This is a genomic window from Glaciimonas soli (assembly GCF_009497155.1).
Taxonomy (GTDB): Bacteria; Pseudomonadota; Gammaproteobacteria; order Burkholderiales; family Burkholderiaceae_D; genus Glaciimonas; species Glaciimonas soli.
Genome location: NZ_WINI01000015.1, coordinates 1 through 19547, shown reverse-complemented (window position 1 = coordinate 19547; position 19547 = coordinate 1). Strand labels below are relative to the sequence as shown.

The following is a 19547-nucleotide window of genomic DNA, read 5'->3' as shown; positions in this document are numbered from 1 at the left end:
CAGCGACGTCACATTGCTATTCGTCGTGCTCAGACCGGTCGACAACGATGTCACATTGCTGCTGAACGTACTCATGCCAGTCGACAGCGACGTGATACCGGTCGATAGCGAAGTCACGTTGCTGTTGGTAGTGCTTAAGCCAGTTGACAGTGAAGTGATGCCAGTCGACGCCGAAGTCGACAGCGAGGTCACATTGCTGTTAGCGGTGCTCAAACCCGTTGACAGCGAGGTGATACCGGTCGAAGTCGAGCTCGACAGCGACGTTACGTTGCTGTTGGTGGCGCTCAGACCCGTCGACAGCGATGTCACATTGCTGTTGGTTGTGCTCAAACCAGTTGACAGTGATGTGATGCCAGTCGACGCCGAAGTTGACAACGAGGTCACATTGCTGTTAGCAGTGCTCAAGCCCGTTGACAGCGACGTGACACCGGTCGATAACGAAGTCACATTGCTGTTGGTTGCGCTCAAACCCGTTGACAGCGAGGAGATACCGGTCGAAGTCGAGCTCGACAGCGACGTTACGTTGCTGTTGGTGGCGCTCAGGCCCGTCGATAGCGATGTCACATTACTGTTGGTTGTGCTCAAACCAGTTGACAGTGACGTGATGCCAGTCGATGCCGAGGTCGACAGCGAGGTCACGTTGCTGTTGGTGGAACTCAGACCAGTGGACAACGATGTGATGCCGGTCGAAGTCGAGCTCGACAGCGACGTTACGTTGCTGTTAGTGGCGCTTAAACCCGTTGACAGCGATGTGATACCGGTCGATAGCGAAGTCACGTTGCTGTTGGTGGCGCTCAGGCCAGTCGACAACGACGTCACATTACTGTTGGTCGTACTCAAGCCAGTCGACAATGAAGTGATACCGGTCGATGCCGAGGTCGATAGCGACGTTACGTTGCTGTTAGTGGTGCTCAAACCCGTTGACAGCGACGTAATGCCAGTTGATGCCGAAGTCGACAATGACGTCACATTACTGTTGGTCGTACTCAAGCCAGTCGACAATGAAGTGATACCGGTCGATGCCGAGGTCGACAGCGACGTTACGTTGCTGTTAGTGGTGCTCAAACCCGTTGACAGCGAAGTAATGCCAGTTGATGTCGAAGTCGACAGCGACGTCACATTGCTGTTGGTCGTGCTCAAGCCAGTCGATGTCGCTGTCGATAACGAACTCAACTGACTGAAATTTACGCCGTCAGTCAGGGCGGTACCTGCCAGGACATTAGTAAGCTTATTGTTCGCTAGGCTAGCTCCGCTGGAAAATGTCGCAAGGCCGCTACTGGAAAGCGTCCCGGTCACAGCTGTGTTGCCATTTAAATTTATACCTGACGGGGCGAAAAGTGTAATGACTCCAACAGCGTTTATCCCGGTCTGCCCAACCAACATGTATGCAAGACCTGGAGTATTAAAGCCACTCGGGGACTCTGCCAAAACTATGCCCGTATTAGCGGCACTACTATAACCACAGTTCGCTATCCCAGTAGCAGCGGATGCCAAGTTCCAAGCAGTCGAACCGGTCCCATTACTTGCCCCGTTGAAATATACATTGTTACCAGAAGCAGCTGTTGTACCATCGCAGTTACCAATGAAGCCGGCGAAAGCTATATTCGATATACCTCCTAGAAGAACGAAAGCTATAACGCCGCTAACAATCGGCCTCACAAGAAAACCCGGCTCCGTCGCATAGGGTAATTTAACGGCCTGCGATCCAAAAAGATTTGTCTTCCCTTTGCCACCGCTCTTAGCCAACTCGCCAACTACGCAGTAGTCTCCCTTGGCTTTACTCCAGATGGTTCGATATATTTTATTCATTTTTATAATTCCGCTAAATTATCAATTCAACTCGTGCACGTGAAATCCGCTCGACATAAGCTCCTATATCTGTTTTGACGAAATCAGGATAATCGCTTCATGAACCGCCAAATCCGTGGGTTACACATTCAATTGTTGATAATGTAGGCGATTTTTTTTGCGCGGCGACCTCGCTAAACAATGCTTAACGAAACCATCAGGAAGGCGTAAGGATTTGTTGTTTTTGCATTGTGAAAAACAAGAAAACAGTCCATTGAATAAAACAACAACATCGGAAGCGCAATGCAAAAAGCAAATGCGTTTTGCAAAAAAAACAACTTCGGATACGCTGGGAAGGATTTTTTGGAAATTTGCTTAGCGACCTGAAAAGACCGCTAGAGTCGCGTTATAAATTTCACTGACTTACAATAGTTAAACAATTTAACCGTCGACAAAAATGGTCACTCGTACCATGGTTTCAGGCACTCTCGACAATCACGGATGACTCGGGAATCACATATTGTGATAGCGGCTGATGTGAAAATATGCGCGTCAGAATGGAGGGATATTCTGGATGCTTCTTAAACCCGGAATTTTCAATGAAATTCAACAAAATCGGCAAATGGCCACACCCGGCTTGCGCAGCCTCTTTCACGCTAAGCGCCGCTTCGTCAACCAGATCGAGGGCAATCAAGGCCGCCAGATGCGTTACGCGAATGTTGATGCTGGCCGTTGCCTGTGCGGCAATTAGTTCTAAAGCGCCATCTCTGTCGCCGCATTGCGCAAGCACGTATGAGATGGTGCCCGCAGCGTAGATCCATGAGGTGCGGCTCAAGATCATCTGCCGCGCGGCATGGGCCAGCTCCGGCTGAGGGTCTGAAAAAGCCAGCATGCCCAGCAAATATAGATAGACTTGCTGGTTGCCTGGATGGATGCGGTATACCTCGCGCGCATGCCCGACTATATCAATGACGCTTGCACCGGCAGCGGCCAGGGACCGCGCATGCATGATAGCCTGCTCAGCTGAAAAAGGATTCAGTTCGACAGCGGAGCGAAACGCCGTGACGGCGTCGGCAGGCGCGCCTGTGGAGAGCAAATGCAAGCCGTAATAAAAATGCGTGACAGAATTTTCCGGCGACAGTCGCAACGCTTCTTCATGTATGTGCCGAGCTTCATTGAACTGCCACTTGCAGTCAAGAAGATTAGCCTTTTGTGACTGCAAATTCGATGCACCAGGCTCTATGTGCTCAATCGATGCCAGTATTTTCAGCGCTTCGTCAATCACTGGCAAGCCGCCTGACACGCCACTACTCACCATGTTAGCCATGCACTGCACCAGTACCAGCTGCGCGGGAGCGTAGTCAGGAACTTGCGCGACCACACCTTTGATGATGGATTCCACCTGGTTATACGCCGCCGGCGAATGACTCTGGAGAACTTGCTGCGCGTAGATACACGCAGCCATTATTGCTGGTTCCACCATTATCGTGCCGGATTGTCGACTGTGATCCAACGGCAACTGAGCAGGAATATCAACGCTATCTTGCTCAATGGTCAGGCGATATCCGAGCCCATACAATGAATCAATTTTTACGATACCGATATCCGAAAGCACCCGCCGCAGCTGCGCCATGCAACGCGCAAGACTTTCGTTAGACATCCGCCCATTCCATACATGCAGAGCAAAGTCTTTTTTTGAAACCGACTTCGGCCATGCGTGAAGTAAAAGACTTAATGCCCCCCTCTCCTTAGGCGGCAAATCGAGTATCGAATTTTTATAAACCACAAATCCGTATTGGTCGACCATAAGTCCAACAGATGCGGGAGCGATGCTTGACGTTTTCCGATGCCAGTGCTGCATTTTCTTTTCTTATAATATTCGAGAACAACTATTGCTTTATCTTTATCTCTAACTGCCCGGCAGTTTCATTCCGGGATCGGCCTCACAGGATTTATTATTTAAAACAGCTTTGCCTGCAGTCCTTTTCCCAAACAGACTTGGCTTGAGAAGCGTTTTTTCTCTCCAAGCGCTATCGAAATCCTGGCTAATGCTATAGGCACTTTGAACCTTTGTAGCGACAATAAACACTAGCTTACAAAATCATCATGAAGCCGTAATCATTGAGTATGTGCTTTCCGCTTCTGCTTCTATCCGGCGTTCCACTCAGCCTGGCGTTGCTTGATTTTTTTCCAAAGCATCTTCAAGCACTCAACGCGCATCGACTTTCTTTTTTGCGACAGTGTCGTACTTTTTTGTATTCGTATATACATGAATGCTGGCGCTATCGTCCTCATCGGTGCATTGAAAATCGGCCGCCAATATCTCTTCCGATTTTTCCGCATTAACAACATAGGTAATGTCTCTTCATTTTGGCTAAAAATTTTCACATCAGCATTATTCAATTGGCGCCCACCAGCGACAGCCAATGACTATCTGATTCATTATCGTTGGGCGCTCCCGTTTCTTTTTCAATATGAGTTATCGATGCTTTATAAGCCACACGTTCAGCTGCCCTGGCTTTTCTTCTCACCGTACTTTGCGTCTGCTTATCGGCATATGCAGCAATGCGCTTCATTACGCCAGACAGTTCTTTGTCGTAGTTCAGATCTTCAACCGTCAGATCTTCAACAATTCGATGCCAATAACCACTTTCGTTCCAACGCTTGAATCGCATATAGATGGCAGTCCATTTTCCGAATTCAGATGGCAATTCGCTCCATCCGCATTGGCCTGAGATATGCCAAAGTATTGCTTCGATAAATAACCGATTATCACGCCCTTCTATTCCAGGACCGCCTTTTCCGCCAAGCATTAGCGGCTCCAATTTTTCCCACTGATCATCCCGAAGAATCATGACTGGCACCTATTACATAAGAGAGATAAACCAACCTTCAAGCGGTCAGCACTGAATGTAATATAGATGATTATTTTCGTCGTGTAACATACAAAAACAATGATTAACTAAATCATCAAGAAGACGTAACCATTGATGAAGTTCCGCCTTCAACGTGGTGCGCGTGGTGTCTGCGGAAATAAAAAAATGCACCAAATATTTGCCGAAGAGTACAAAACATTACCAAAAAATATTGAAATTGATAACCATTGTGAAAGATCGTACAAAGCAATGGACTGATGGCAACTTGATCCCTAAGATGATTTCATTAACCACCATGCCGCATAAATTATATGGAAATGATCTTCGACGACAAAGTGCTCGATGAATGCATCGATAAAATCATGAGCTTGGCAGCGCTTACGCTTTACGGCATGAATACTATCGGCCAGGTGCATGCCGTGATCAACGAGGTTTGCCGCTATCTGATTCTGGAAAAAACAGGAGATCCCGAATTCAATCTTTTGGCTTTCAAAAATAGATTAGTGGCGTTGAGTCATCTCACGCATTCAAGCCTGCCGGCTTACAGAAAAGCCCTCGACTATGCGGCATCGCTGATCGTTATTGAGGCACCTTGATTTTCCGCTCCACTGAAAACCAGGGGCATCGCTCGTTACGGTAAAGGCATATTGAAAAATTCGACCGTGACTCATCATGACGCTGGTCATTGCCCTCGCACTGTTCCCCAGCGTCGGATGGGAGCAGTCGGCTATCGGTTACAACCAGCCATGAGCACGGGAAATACATCAATCACCAAGCCAGCTCCATGATCTGAGAGCGCGGGATAATGCGACGTCAATTTTCTTCAGTTGCGCTGTTATTTATTCCGCGGGCATCCGGCCAAATACCTTAGCGTGGACCTGGGCGTAATCTGGATGCTCTTTCAGCGCTGCGCATTCCGGCACGCTGAGTGAAAAAGGCAAGACGCCAAATCCGGTCTCAGCTGCGACTTTCACTTTCGTCATCGCTTCGTCAAGCATTCCCATGGCAGTTAACGCCGCCAGATGTATCCCATGAATACTGCTATGCTTTTCAATGATTTCCAGCGCTCCTGCGTGATCACCGCAACGCGCAAGTATGTATGCTACGGCTCTGGACGTGAGGGCGTGCGCATAGCGGTTCTTTTGCACGAAATGACGTGCGGCATGGGCGATTTCCGGCTGCGGATCCACCCACGCTAGCGTATAGAGTAGATTCACGTAAATCGCAGGACTATCCGGATGAGATGAATATGCGCTTCGCGCTTGGGCAAGTACTTCAGCCGGATCCATATTTGCGCAAGCACAGGCGCGTACCAGTCCGACGGCTATATTTGGCGAGAATGGGTTGCGCTGAACGGCAGAACGCATAGCGTCGACGGCCGCGGGTGATGCATTAGTATATATTAGATGAAAGCCATAATGATAATAGGCAACGTCATCGTCCGGAGACATTTGCAACGCCTGTTCGTGCGCCACCCTAGCCTCATCGAAATGCCACTTGCAATCAAGAAGGTAGCCTGTCACTGATTGCAGGCCTTGCAAATAGGGTTCGGCATCTTGAACGGATCTTAATTCGCCAAGAGCATCGTCGATTTGTGAACGCTGTATATTCCCATCGAAAAATGCGCGCTCGGCTATGTATTGTGCGAGCAACAGTTTGGCCACCATATAGTTGGGGGCCTTGGAGATGACATTTTTGATTATAGCTTCAGCTTGGGAAAAGGCATCCGGCGAACGACGTTCAAGCAATTGCCGAGCGTGGATGCAAGCCTCGACTAGTGCGGCATGCGGCTTTGCCACATCGGATTTCTGGGGGGAATGAACCATTGCTGGCACAAGCGATAATCGTCGCACTTTATCCGCCAAAATCGCCAAACGATAGCCTTGACCATAAAAGGAATCAATCTGCACTACGCCAAGATTGGAGAGAGCTCGACGTAGTTGCGCAATACAGCGTGCCAGACTTTCATCTGACATGCGCCCTACCCAGACATTTTTTGAAAAATCATCTTTTGAAACGACTTTCGGCCAAGCATTTAACAGCAGGCGAAAGGCCCCGCGTTCCTTGGGGGGTAAAAAGAGAAGTGAGTCTTTGTAAGAAACAAAGCCATCCCTGTCTATAGTGAATCCGGCTGATACAGGATCTATATCGGCAAGTGTGCCTAATGAGTTATGCATTTCAGCGATCCAAAATATTTCATGCGTTTTTTACAATCATCGCCAGGCAAGTTTACGTCACTCATATTCTATCTACTATTCAATACCAATTGTTACATTTCCCCGTGGAGTTTGTAAGATAGCTGAATTCCCCTCGAAGTCATTCTCAGGATGAACAACCACAATTCTTGCGTTATCTTCAGGCGTACGATGATTGTTAGTGAGACTAAAAAATTGCGGTATTCGCGGCAACGGAGCAAGGTCGCGCTGATGATTCGCGCAAGAAAATTCCGCTCAATCAGCAAGCATGGACGGGAAGGTAATCTATTCATGGAAAAGCATGAGCAAACTGCTCACTCGCAGCATTGGCGAGCGAAAGGAAGGATAAAAATCAGAATTGATTTCTGCAACGGGAATACACGCCTTCCATTTTAGAAAAGCCGCAGAACTCACCAAATGTGTAACGAAAAATACGAAGTATTACCAAACTATGATGAAACCCTTAATCATTGTGAAAGCGCGCACAAACCAATCGACTGATGGCATCTTGAACTTTAGAATGAATCACTTCGTTAGTGCGCGGCGTGGATAGTATGAAAACGATCATAGACGATTCAGACCGCACATTTTTAATGAACTATACGAGGCCGGTTTTCCGGGAGGCGATACAAGCGTGCTATATCCATGCTTCAAGACACGCGCCGTTAGAGCGGTTAAAAATACGACTGGTTTGCAATGAATGAATGTTGAAAGAGCTGATAAATTTATGAAAATATTGACGAAATCACTGCTGCTGGTTGTGCTGGCATTAGGCGGGAGCATCCAGGCATACGCACAAGATGATAGCTGGGGAAGCTTAAATAGCAAGGCCGTGGCGCAAAGCCAGCAAGGACAGTTTACCGCTGCCATCGCTACGGAAAAGACGGCGCTCCAGGTTCTCCAGGGAACAGCCGCCCCGCTCCCTTTGGATATGGCGGCAATAATGAGTAATCTTGCGTGGTTATATTCCACCCAAAAACAATACACGGAGGCAGAGCTGTTTCTCCAGCGTGCGCTGGCGATTAAGGAGAAGGTACTTGGCAAGGATAATAAGGATGTCGCCAACACGCTCAGTCAGCTGGCCTTGGTATACCGTCAAAATGCTGACTCCATGGAAAAACGTGCTGCCACTATTCTTGCTTCAAAATCTCATTAAAAAAACTGAAAATCCGCTCGACCCGGTTTATCTGGGACGACATGCTTCCATTACCATCTACAAATACGCATTTAAGCTATCGGCCTGGCTTAAGCTGACATAGGTCAAATAATATGTGTGATTCGCAGGCATCATTCAATTTTCTCGGCGCTAATTCAGCATGATAAGAATATTAGCCAATAAGTATGGAGTTTCCATGACGACGATAAAAATGGGCTTTGCTGAAATTGCTGTCGCAAATGCTGGCAACGTTCCTTCACAGCCATGATCCATTTGGACGTTGCAAACGAAATGCTTGACGTTTCCTCTTTCGCTCAAATACAAAATTAATCGACCATGAAAATTGCTACTATCCCCAGCGCCTCGATCATCAAAGAACTTCATGAACCGGAAACTTATGATCCAGCCCATCTGTTGGACGCATTGATCGAAAAGCTAGGATTAAAAAATGATGCTGCATTGAGTCGCATTCTTTCAGTTACTCAAACAGCAATCAGTAAAATTCGTCATCGTCAATCGCCTGTGGGAGCAGCAATGCTGATCCGGATGCACGAGGAGAGCGAACTGACAATCGCTGAATTACGTTCCCTGTTAGGAGATCGTCGCAAAAAATTCCGTATCGGTACGGTGTATAACAAACCTAAAGAAAATTGAAGCCCACTTTCTATTGAACGAGTTCAAACTGATCGAGGAGGCGAACTCTTCGCTACAAAATTTCAGGAATGGCTACTGGAATGGGGTATTGAATTTAAGGCATTTAAGGCATTTAAGTTTGCGTCACTGCACTTAAATGGCAAGGTGAAGCGGTCTCAGCGGACAGACTTAGATGACTTTTATTCGACGGTTAATCTCAAAGATGTGCGGCTTCACAACTTATTAGCGTAGTGGCAGAATTATTACAACTAGGATCGCCCTCATAGATCTTTGGGCGGTAAGATGCCTATTGAGCGACTTACCGAGATGGCTGACAAAGCGTTGCTTCAGGAGGACGTTGAAGCTAAGTACAAGTCATCAAAAGAACGTATTCAAATACAAAATTATCATCCTGAATTAGCGCTGAGAAAATTGAAATGATGTCTGCGAATCACACAAATAATACCTGATGATTAGAAAGTATCGAGCGCAGAACGAGTAAATCTCTCGATGAACTGCATCAGTTCATACGCGGCGGATACCGCGCCATCGACATCGCCTTGCGCAATTGCGTTCAGGACTTGACCATGGAGTTGCGCGCCTTCTACATATAATAGATTCTGTCCAATGTGGAAGTACCAGAACCGTCTTGACTGTGCGTGAATTGACCTCATACTCGCAATCAACATACTGTTGTGAGTTGCCCCAACCTCCGCCTCATGGATCTCGCGCCCTATTCGAATCCACTCGTCCATATTTTCTTGCGCTGCGGCGTCGGTCATTCGTTGAGCGAGTACGCGGAGATGGGCACGCTCCTCCGATGTCGCTCGCAAAGCAGCACATCTCACCACCAGCTCCTCTAGCGGGCGCCGCACTTCCAACAATTCCAGCTGCTGACGAATATCGATTCCAGAAACAAGCGTGCCGCGACGCGGAAGCATTTCTACAAAACCAATTTGACGCAAGCGCTGGAGAGCCTCGCGGATTGGCGTTCGCCCCATTCCCAGCTCAACAGAGAGCTGCACTTCCGAGATCATCGATCCGGGAGGAAGCCGCCGCGTGATAATCATTTCTTCGATCTGAGTGAATGCCACATCAGTCAACAGCTGCTCTGGCGCGTTTGCTATTTCAGTATTGGAAATATTTTTGACGAGAAGATTATTTTTCATGACAACATTTTACATTGAATCAACACGCATCTTTGATGCTTCAATAAAATCCAGATTCGGCGCCGGAAAATTGGCGTTTCATCCAATTTACGCGTGGAGTTTTGCTGTCGATGTCGGCATCCGAGCAAATATCCTGGCGTGCACGGCAGGATATTCTGGATGCCGCCTAAGCACAGTCGTTTCAAATGCGTTCATCAAGGTCGGCAAAGAACCACATCCGAGACTGACAGTTTCTTTTACTAATGTCATCGCCTCATCAACTTGCCCCAAAGCGATTAAGGCTGCAGAATGCTTGGTGCGAATAGCGGTGTTTCCCATCGAATTCATTGCGATGAATTCAAGAGCTCCGGCACGGTCGCCACAGCGTGCGAGTATATAGGAAAGCATCCCCGGCGAACGTCCCCATGACGAGCGGTCTGCCATCAAATGTCGAGCACCATGGGCAACCTCCGGCTGGGGATTAATCCGAGCCAGTACGAAAAGTAGATACAAGTATGTTTTCGGATCTTCGGGATAAGCCAGGAATGTACTACGAGCTTGCGCAACAATATCCGCTGGATCCTCACTAGCAAGGGCAGTCGCGCTGGCGAGCATGACAGCGACGTAGGACGAGAATGGATTGAGTTCGAGTGCACGACGAAACGCAACAATAGCTTCAGATGAATTACCTGTTGCCAATAGATGCAAGCCATAATACAAATGTGTGGACGCATCGCCAGACGATATGTGTAATGCCTGTTCATGCCTCAGTCGGGCCTGATCGAAATCCCACTTATAATCAAGAAGATGGCCCATACGCGATGCTAGCCCCGGTGTCTGCGGCGCAATCTGCTCAACAGACTCTAACAGTTCCAGGCAGTCGTCAATCAGCGAAACCTTTACTTCCATCCCATAATTAATCCTGTTCGCAATACACTCTGCCAAAACAAGTTTGGAGGACGTGCAATCTGGTGTCTGGGAAATTATATTTCTGGCTATTGATTCTGCATGATCGATGGCTTCGGGTGAACGCTGCTCGATAAATTGCCGCGCGTAAATGCTAGTTTCTTCCAATAGAAAGCTAGTCTTACGCGTATCGACAACTTCAGATTGAAGAGATTGTCGAGAAATCTCCGGAGCATTCACGACAGGTTGAGGAATAGTCAAGCTATATCCCCTTCCGTAAATCGCATTGATTTGTATGCCGCTGATAGCGGAAAGTGCACGCCGCAGTTGGGATATGCAGCGCGCGAGGCTTTCATCCGACATGCGTCCTGCCCATACATCCCGAGCGAAATCATCTTTTGCGACTGCCTTTGGCCAGGCACGCAGCAGGAGTCGGAAAGCTCCTTGTTCCTTTGACGGCAAATAGAGAAGAGCATCCTTATGAGAGATAAACCCATTCTCTTCTATCTTGAAACCTGCCGATACTGGATCCATATTGCATGCATGATCAAATGATCTCGACATGTTGATCTCCGTCCTGTTGCGTATAAAGTGCCGTGACTTTTGATACATTCTGCAATATCAGATTAATGATGCGTCCGGAAATAGCGCCAATCGAATCGCTGATAAACGTAGCTTGAAGAACCTCAAAAATCAGACACACTGCCATCCGTGCTCTAGTCCATTAGTGGGTATGTGGGCTCTACATTCGAATGATCCGAAGACGCATTCGTTTTTTGTGGCAAGCGCACAAAAAATGCCACGGCAAGAGCCCCGGCCAGAGCGACCCCTCCACTGAGTAAAAAAGCGCTCGTAAAAACCTTAGTCCACTGCACAAGAAAACCCGTCAATATGGGAGCCAGGATACCGGCGGTATTAGCAAGCAAGTGCATGAATCCACCGACGCCGCCCATACGTGCAGGCTCTACGGTGTCCAAAATGATGGCCCAATAGACGCTGAGAGTCAGATTCATGAAAAATACCGTGATGCTCATCAATGCAACTGCCATGCCGACACTATTTGCAATACCCGCTAATGCAACGCATACAGCAGCAACCAGCAAGCCAGTCACAATCACAATTTTGCGGGACTTGAGCGCATCTCCTGTCCACTTAAAAATCAGATCCGAAGTGAAGCCTCCCAGTGCAATTCCTGCGAACCCAAGAACCCAGGGAATGACATTAACGATGCTCATTGATGCAAGACTCAGATGTCTTTCCATCATGAGATAACTTGGGAACCACGAGAGGAAAAAATACAGGATATAGGCGTAGCCAAAATAGGCTAATGAGGTCGCCAGGATGATTGGGCTTTTCAGATATGCGGTCAGCGGCTTGCTTGTCAGTGTTGCGGCAGCCAGATTCCTGGAGCTGACGTTCGCACCGGGAAGCTTCATTGCATTGCGGGCCCAACGATTCTCCTCTGGTCGATCAGAGGAAAAGATCGACCACATCAGCACCCACAACATCCCAATGACGCCGATAATGACAAATGGAATTCGCCATCCCCATTGGACTGCCATTAGTCCGATCACTGGCCCTGCAAGAGCTGCGCCTATTTGCAAGCCCGAATTGGCAAATCCAACTGCAGTCGTCTGTTCTTTCCTATCAAACCAGGCACTGATTATCTTGCTGGTGCAGGTTGCCAAAGGCCCCTCCCCAGCTCCGAAAACGACGCGAATAATCAACAGGCTGACAAGACCGGAAGCAATTGCGGTCATGCTACAGAATATCGACCAGAATCCTATGGCGACAATCAGAACACGCCTGGCACCAAAGCGATCTGCTGCAAATCCGCCAATAAAGCAGAACAACGAATAGCCCACGAAAAACGCGCTGAAAACAATTCCCATATGTGCCGGATCCAGATGGAAATCCTTGGCAATCAGAGGAGCTGCGACTGAAAGTGCAGCGCGATCAAGGTAACTGATCACGCAGGCTAGAAACAGCATAAAAACGATGAACCAACGATATTTCAAAATTGTCTCCTCCGAAACCGAGATGCGGCCCGAAATATTTTATTTGTGCGACCTGGGTCGCGTAATAGTCGAGAGGGATAATTTTCCTCAGTAATTCTGGTGACCGCACGGCCACCAGAAAGTACCGTGCTTCCCACTCGACATTTCATTTGTCTTATGATGTTTTCTTCAAACGACGGCAGTTTTTTCTTCGATCAGATCAACTTTTTCCTTGCTGGCCATAGCCTTAACGGCTGGCCCCGGCATTGGATCAAATAACGAGGCATCCATTAGTGGTAATGGGTCAAGAATGCGATGTGGCGGAAACGCCATATGCGCAAGGATGTCTCGCTGCAAATCCACGCCAGGAGCAATTTCGATCAACACCAATCCTTGCGGAGTCGCTTCGAAAACGGCACGTTCAGTGACTATCAGCGCACTTTGCCCGCCAGTTACGCCCTTTCCGACCGAGTAAGTAATGCTTTGTGCTGTGTTGACGAATTTACTAACTTTCCCCTCTTTCAGAATCGTCATGCGTCCTGCCTCATACGCAATATCGAGTCCGCCCGTGGTAAACGAACCGGTGAAGACCAAACGTTGCGCATTCATAGCAATATCGATGAAGCCGCCGGAACCTGGATTGACCTTGCCGAACTTGCTGACGTTGACCGTTCCATGTGAATCGTATTCAGCAAATGCCAGCGCGGCGAAACGGCACAATCCGCCATCAATGACATCGAACTGAGTAACGCCATCGAGCAGTGCCTGAGGATAAAGATTTGCCGAAAATTGCCAGCCGTTCATCACAATTCCACCATAGGAACCGTGCTCTGTGGTGAACCAGTAATCGTCAGAACCGGTTTCCGGGTCGATCAATCCCTGTTCTGCCATCACCAGCGGAACGTCAGCCGCAGCGCCGAAACCAAAGATAGACAGTTCATGTTTACGCACTTCCAACGCAGCACGTCGAGCAATGACTTTGTCGGGGCCGAACGGGATTTCAGGTAAATAGAAAGGACCGACATTAGGGCGCAAATATGCATCGTCATATGGCGTATCGGTACTCATCATCATGTGCGGCTCAACCACCAGCGCATCGACCAGCATGCCTGGCAGGCGCACGGACGTCGCCGATCGCTCTCCGCGCGCCACGATTCTTCTGACTTGCGCAATCACACGACCGCCGCTGGCCTTCGCCGCCAACGCAAGCGCCAGACCCGATGATACCAATGGCTCATCTTCGAATGAAAGATTGCCAAACTCGTCCGCACTGCTGGCACGAATAATCGCAACGTCGATCGGCCAGGTCGGATAGAACAACAATTCTTCGTCGTTCAGACGTATTTTCTGAATCAGATCGTCCGAACAACAGTTAGTGAACTTCCCGCCGCCGTTGTCCGGATCTGCGTATGTGCCGACCCCAACCCGAGTGATATAACCAGGACTCTTGCGCGCGACTTCGCGCAACCAATGCATGGATGCGCCGATAGGCCAGGAATACGCTTCGATACGGTTCTCTTGAATCAATTGCATCAGATCCGGACGCTTACCGGTATGTGGATTTACCGGATTGATGTAAGAGCCTGAAACAATGCGTTTCATCAATCCTTCTTGCGCAACGTGATCCATCCCGCGTATTCCGACGGCATCCCCTGTGCCGCAAGGAAAATAAAAAGTCAGATTGCGAGGTGTTCCTGTTTCGCGAAAACGCTTGCCTAGCGCTTCGAGTGTAGCGTCTGGAACTGTCCAGCCTATCACGCCGACTGACGCGACAGTTTGCCCGTCCTTGATTGACGCTACAGCTTGTTCTGCGGAGATAATTTTTGTCACGATTTCACCTTGAATTTTGATAAAAGTGCTTGAGCAGTTCCGCCTTCGCAATTGCTGGCAAAGTGCTGCGTTGCCAAACGATCGAGTCGCTCGCCATCGTGAGTGACGAAAGGTTCGAAGAAACGTTTGGTCGAAGTGATGGCTTCAGGCGGCAATGCGGCAAGTCGTTGCGCCAAAGAGAGCGCTTCCTGATTCGCGCATTCCGGCTTTGTCAGATAGTCGGCAACACCAAGACGATATGCTTCATTGCCATCGATGGCGTCCGCGGCCCAGGTCAACATCCGTGCACGAACCGGACCGACACGGGCCAGCAATGCCTGTAGCCCCCAAGGCGGCAACCAGCCATTCGGAACTTCAGGCAGATGCCAACGTGCGTTTGAGGTAGTAACAACGATGTCGCAAGAAATGGCGAGAACAAATCCTCCTCCAAGCGCAAAACCTTCCACAGCTGCGATCACCGGTTTGGACAGGCCGGCAAGTGATCGTGCCACTTGAGCGGTCTCCAGTTCAGAGTCACACATTTCCTGAATCGACATGGTGCTTAGCTCTTTCAGGTCGCTGCCGGAGCAGAAAGCCGGTGCCGCGCCTGACAGGACGATGGCTCGGACAGTCGGATCTCGATCGGCGTCTTGCAACGCATGCGCAAGCTCTTCGATCGACTTGCTGTCCAGTGCATTGCGGCGTGCAGGTCGATTTAATGTCAGGTGCCGAACCTGACCAATATTTTCAATAATCATTATCAATTTCTCCTTTTATCTTTCATCAAATAAACCGTCTTACAATAAATTCGCACCGTCTAGCTCGAGTGCCTTGCGTATTTCCTGTGGATCTACCTCGCGCGGCTCCAATCCATTGCGAACTGCAATGCTTGCGGCATGCCCTATCGCATGTCCGTATGAAAAGCATTGAGCCGTAACTCGTGCTGACGCAACCGCTTCATGTTCGGCAGACAAACATCTGCCGGCAATCAGCAATCCTTCACCACGTACAGGGACGAAACAGGAGTACGGGACTTCGTAGTAATCGTCCAGAATCCATTCCACTTTTGGCTTTGCGCCACTGTGCAATTCAATTGGCCATGGCGAGCGTGCAATACCATCAGAAAATTTTCGCGCTGCGATCACGTCGTTATTCATCAACTTCGTAACACCTTCAACTTGACGTGTTTGACGTACGCCAACCTGAACGGCTGTATCGTTGATATAGGCGTTTTCGCATCCAATTACGTGATCTATGAAAAAGCGGGTATATGAATGTGTTTGACGCCGACCGTTGATTTCGGCTTCAGTGAAGTCACGATAGAAGAGAGGATTGAGTTCGCGCCCATCAGTACCTGTGATCCTGGTGCAATTGCACAACAGCTCACCGGGGCGTGTCGTTGGGAAAAGCCAGATTTTTGTCCGAGGGAGATCATCGCCGGCCAGTTGACGTTCGCGTAGTAGCGCTGACACCCCCTCTCCCATAATGGTGTCATCACCATAGGCAGCCGTGAAGCGTTCGACATCAACACCCTGTAGACGAAAAATCATGGTCGGATTCTGTACGCGGCCATTGTCGCCAACAAAACAATCTAGACCGGCCATTGCAACCAAATCGGCATCACCGCTTGCATCCACCGTGATTTTTGCACGAATAGTTAGTGGGCCTTGCTTAGTCCATGCCTGAACCCCATCCACACGCTCCTTTCCGTCAAGAAGAGTGCCGATTGCTACTGCGTGATAAATTACTTGAACCCCATTTTCAAGGAGCATAGTGTCCGCTGTATCCCGCCACACCAAAGGATCATGGACTCGAGTCCAGGTTTTCCCATAGCGCAACGGTGCTCCCAGTCCGCCTCGTTCCTCCAATACTTTGCAGAATTCTTGAGCGAAACCGAAAACAACCGTTTCAGGTCTTGCGCCCACACGGTCAGTTGCGAGATACAACCCGCATACGGTGCCTGACAGACCGGCTACTGCACCACCCCCGCAAAAACCGTATCGTTCCAGAAGCACAACATGTAACCCCTGTCGCCGAGCCGTAATCGCGGTGGCAACACCTGCAGCGCCACCGCCAATGACCAATACATCACATTGAATATCTTCAACTTTCCTAACGTCAACTATTGAATTTTTCACTTATCACCGCCTTGTCGTCAACTGATATATCAGATGTCGACATTAATACAGCATAAAAAAAATGCTGTCAAGAAAATGAACATAAAAGCGCAAATAAAATGTTGACATTCACGTAAGTCTGAATTTTATTCATTGATGCCGGACCTGGCGTTACGTTCCGCGCTTGGAAAAGTACGAATAGGCACTCGGGAAGATTGACGTTGACGACGGATTTTTGCATCGAAGCCGTGCAAGAAGCGATCCACCGCTACGGTACGCCGGATACCCACCGCGCCGCACGCTCTTGCCCTGCACATGGGGCGGCGAGCGGCGCTCGTGGATAACTCTACATTCGCAAAGTTCCACTTAACGAAATCAAATTCGTGTCCAACCAAACGGGCCACCTCTACCGATGTGCCTAGCTCGTTCTGTTTCAGCGCAAATGCGATTTGCTGCTCGGTAAATTTGCTTTTCTTCACGACATGACTCCTGCTTCACCTAATGAAAAATCACGTTGGTCAAGGTCTTGCCCTTCCCGTTAGTTTTCAGTGTGAAAACAACAAATCTTTATGGACTCATGATGATTTGGTGAACGATTGTTGAAACTCTTTTTTCATCGGAACCGATATTTATAATTTCCAGATATTTAACGTGGATCGCTGATGCAATACAGATCGATTTCATTTCAATAAATTTTCAGCGGTCGGATCCAAAGCCCAATGAAATTCACTAAAAGTCAAGCTCGGGATTTTCGCTGATTCTAATCAACGGTTTTCATAAGGATATTAAAATAAAATGAACAAATTCTTCAGGGTCATTTGGAGCAAGGCAACTGGACAATGGTGTGTTGTTGGGGAGCAGGTGAAAAGTCATGGCAAAGGAAAGAGTGAAAGCAAGTCAAAGATCGTTGGGAATCTGGTTACTGCTGCAGCGTTTGGAATGATGTTTGGTGGCGAAGTGCATGCAGCACAGACTTATGTAGGTGGGATTTTTACTGATGTTGGCAATGGCACGACTTGTTCCGATACCGAGTACCAATCTTATGGAGCGTCCAGTGGTTTCGGGACTAGCGGCAGCACGGATGATTCCAGTTCGTCATTGGGCTATTACGGTTCCAGCACTATTTGTAGTCACAGCGATGCCGCTACTCAAACTAACAGGATTCTTGCATACGCTAACAACGGTACGTCCAATGCGACCAATATGACGATCGGTGGAACATTGTATGTGAACACGGCCGCGCATCTCCAGAATGCGACGATCAATAATCTGACTGTCACAGGTTCATTTACGATTCCTTACTTTGTGGCGAACACCAGTTTGGCGACCGGCACAGCCACGGGAACAGATTCGATTGCGGTTGGGATGGGAGGTACGTCTGCAAGTGGCTCCTCATCTTTAGCTATCGGTAATAACGCAGCAGCATCTAATACGAATTCCATGGCCATCGGAGCAAATGCTACTACTTCGATTGCAAACAGCGTTGCGCTAGGTTCTGGTGCAAGCGTTGTTGCAGCCGGAGTCAATGTCACGACAGCTAATGTGGGTGGGGTAACTTACAGTGGCTTTGCTGGCACAACACCAGCTACAGCAGGTGTTGTCAGCGTTGGAGCTTCAGGCAGTGAGCGGCAAATCACTAACGTGGCGGCAGGCAATATAACAGCGACATCAACCGATGCAGTTAATGGCTCCGAACTGTATTCCGGTCTGAGCACAACCAATAGCAACGTGACTTCGTTGTCGACTTCAACTTCGACCGGCATCAGCACCAACACCAGCAATATCGGTTCGTTGTCGACCGGCCTGAGCACTATCAACAGTAACGTGACTTCGTTGTCGACTTCGACTTCGACCGGCATCAGCACCAACGCCAGCAACATCGGTTCGTTGTCAACCGGCCTGAGCACAACCAATAGCAACGTGACTTCGTTGTCGACCTCGGCTTCGACTGGCATCACTTCCCTGTCAACCGGCCTGAGTACAACCAACAGCAACGTGACCTCGCTGTCGACTTCAACTTCGACTGGCATCAGCACCAACGCCAGCAACATCGGTTCGCTGTCCACTGGCCTGAGCACAACCAACAGTAACGTGACCTCGTTGTCGACTTCGACCTCGACTGGCATCAGCACCAACGCCAGTAACATCGGTTCGCTGTCGACCGGCCTGAGCACTATCAACAGTAACGTGAGTTCGTTGTCGACTTCAACTTCGACCGGCATCAGCACCAACGCCAGCAATATCGGTTCGTTGTCGACCGGTCTGAGCACAACCAACAGCAACGTAACGTCGTTGTCGACGTCGACTTCGACCGGTATCAGCACCAACGCCAGCAACATCGGTTCGTTGTCCACTGGCCTGAGCACAACCAACAGTAGCGTGACCTCGTTGTCGACTTCGACCTCGACTGGCATCAGCACCAACGCCAGCAATATCGGTTCGCTGTCGACCGGTCTGAGCACAACCAACAGTAACGTGACCTCGTTGTCGACTTCGACTTCGACCGGTATCAGCACCAACGCCAGTAACATCGGTTCGCTGTCGACCGGCCTGAGCACTATCAACAGTAACGTGACTTCGTTGTCGACTTCGACTTCGACCGGCATCAGCACCAACGCCAGCAATATCGGTTCGTTGTCGACGGGCTTGAGCACCACTAACAGCGACGTAACATCGCTGTCGACTTCAACTTCGACCGGCATCAGCACCAACGCCAGCAACATCGGTTCGTTGTCTACGGGCTTGAGCACAACCAACAGCAACGTAACATCGCTGTCGACTTCAACTTCGACCGGCATCAGCACCAACGCCAGTAACATCGGTTCGTTGTCGACTTCGACTTCGACTGGTATCAGCACCAACGCCAGCAATATCGGTTCGTTGTCTACTGGCCTGAGCACAACCAACAGCAATGTGAGCTCG

14 protein-coding genes and 4 pseudogenes are annotated in these 19547 nt (G+C 49.1%); 6 read left to right on the top strand and 12 right to left on the bottom strand.

Features of this window, described 5'->3' with window-relative positions; translation table 11 throughout:
* The 4 genes and pseudogenes from GEV47_RS18960 to GEV47_RS18945 all read right to left on the bottom strand — a co-directional run.
* Positions 1-1179: pseudogene (locus tag GEV47_RS18960) on the bottom strand (ESPR-type extended signal peptide-containing protein); the annotation flags it as partial.
* Positions 1180-1728: 549 nt separating this feature from the next.
* Positions 1729-1809, bottom strand: a pseudogene (locus tag GEV47_RS19900) (ESPR domain-containing protein); the annotation flags it as partial.
* Positions 1810-2266: 457 nt separating this feature from the next.
* Entirely contained in the window at positions 2267-3595 is a 1329-nt protein-coding gene (locus GEV47_RS18950) for a winged helix-turn-helix domain-containing protein (protein WP_228124812.1), read from the bottom strand.
* Positions 3596-4187: 592 nt separating this feature from the next.
* Positions 4188-4643 carry a transposase gene (locus tag GEV47_RS18945; protein WP_228124811.1) on the bottom strand — a complete coding sequence of 152 codons (456 nt, stop codon included), beginning with the start codon at positions 4641-4643 and terminating at the stop codon, positions 4188-4190.
* A 332-nt stretch (positions 4644-4975) separates the two neighbouring features.
* Here GEV47_RS18945 and GEV47_RS18940 point away from each other — a divergent pair, with 332 nt between their 5' ends.
* Entirely contained in the window at positions 4976-5260 is a 285-nt protein-coding gene (locus GEV47_RS18940; RefSeq protein WP_153236365.1) for a hypothetical protein, read from the top strand.
* A 243-nt stretch (positions 5261-5503) separates the two neighbouring features.
* Here GEV47_RS18940 and GEV47_RS18935 read toward each other — a convergent pair whose 3' ends face one another.
* Entirely contained in the window at positions 5504-6841 is a 1338-nt protein-coding gene (locus tag GEV47_RS18935) for a winged helix-turn-helix domain-containing protein (RefSeq protein WP_153236364.1), read from the bottom strand.
* Positions 6842-7586: 745 nt separating this feature from the next.
* Between GEV47_RS18935 and GEV47_RS18930 the strand changes: the two genes are divergently transcribed.
* Positions 7587-8015, top strand: a complete 429-nt coding sequence (locus GEV47_RS18930) for a tetratricopeptide repeat protein (RefSeq protein ID WP_194270718.1) — start codon at positions 7587-7589, stop codon at positions 8013-8015.
* Positions 8016-8351: 336 nt separating this feature from the next.
* Positions 8352-8669, top strand: coding sequence for a hypothetical protein (locus GEV47_RS18925; RefSeq protein WP_153236362.1), 318 nt, complete (start codon positions 8352-8354; stop codon positions 8667-8669).
* A gap of 452 nt (positions 8670-9121) precedes the next feature.
* Here GEV47_RS18925 and GEV47_RS18920 read toward each other — a convergent pair whose 3' ends face one another.
* From GEV47_RS18920 to GEV47_RS18890, 7 genes are all read right to left on the bottom strand, one after another.
* Positions 9122-9817, bottom strand: coding sequence for a GntR family transcriptional regulator (locus GEV47_RS18920; RefSeq protein ID WP_153236361.1), 696 nt, complete (start codon positions 9815-9817; stop codon positions 9122-9124).
* Positions 9818-9904: 87 nt separating this feature from the next.
* Positions 9905-11266, bottom strand: a complete 1362-nt coding sequence (locus GEV47_RS18915; protein WP_194270717.1) for a tetratricopeptide repeat protein — start codon at positions 11264-11266, stop codon at positions 9905-9907.
* Positions 11267-11418: 152 nt separating this feature from the next.
* Positions 11419-12693, bottom strand: coding sequence for an MFS transporter (locus tag GEV47_RS18910; RefSeq protein WP_153236369.1), 1275 nt, complete (start codon positions 12691-12693; stop codon positions 11419-11421).
* 195 nt (positions 12694-12888) lie between these two features.
* Positions 12889-14529, bottom strand: a complete 1641-nt coding sequence (locus GEV47_RS18905; protein ID WP_322741704.1) for an acyl CoA:acetate/3-ketoacid CoA transferase — start codon at positions 14527-14529, stop codon at positions 12889-12891.
* Positions 14526-15266: an enoyl-CoA hydratase/isomerase family protein gene (locus tag GEV47_RS18900; RefSeq protein ID WP_153236358.1), complete on the bottom strand. Its 741-nt coding sequence runs from the start codon at positions 15264-15266 to the stop codon at positions 14526-14528. Before GEV47_RS18900 ends, GEV47_RS18905 begins: the two co-directional genes overlap by 4 nt.
* Positions 15267-15305: 39 nt before the next feature.
* Entirely contained in the window at positions 15306-16646 is a 1341-nt protein-coding gene (locus GEV47_RS18895) for an FAD-dependent oxidoreductase (protein ID WP_322741703.1), read from the bottom strand.
* A gap of 125 nt (positions 16647-16771) precedes the next feature.
* Complete coding sequence (locus GEV47_RS18890) at positions 16772-17104, bottom strand: hypothetical protein (RefSeq protein ID WP_153236357.1); 333 nt, start codon at positions 17102-17104, stop codon at positions 16772-16774.
* A 316-nt stretch (positions 17105-17420) separates the two neighbouring features.
* Here GEV47_RS18890 and GEV47_RS19895 point away from each other — a divergent pair.
* The 3 genes and pseudogenes from GEV47_RS19895 to GEV47_RS18885 form a co-directional block, all read left to right on the top strand.
* Positions 17421-17531: pseudogene (locus GEV47_RS19895) on the top strand (ESPR domain-containing protein); the annotation flags it as partial.
* 100 nt (positions 17532-17631) lie between these two features.
* Entirely contained in the window at positions 17632-17832 is a 201-nt protein-coding gene (locus tag GEV47_RS19945; RefSeq protein ID WP_228124813.1) for a hypothetical protein, read from the top strand.
* Positions 17833-17948: 116 nt separating this feature from the next.
* Positions 17949-19547, top strand: a pseudogene (locus GEV47_RS18885) (beta strand repeat-containing protein); the annotation flags it as partial.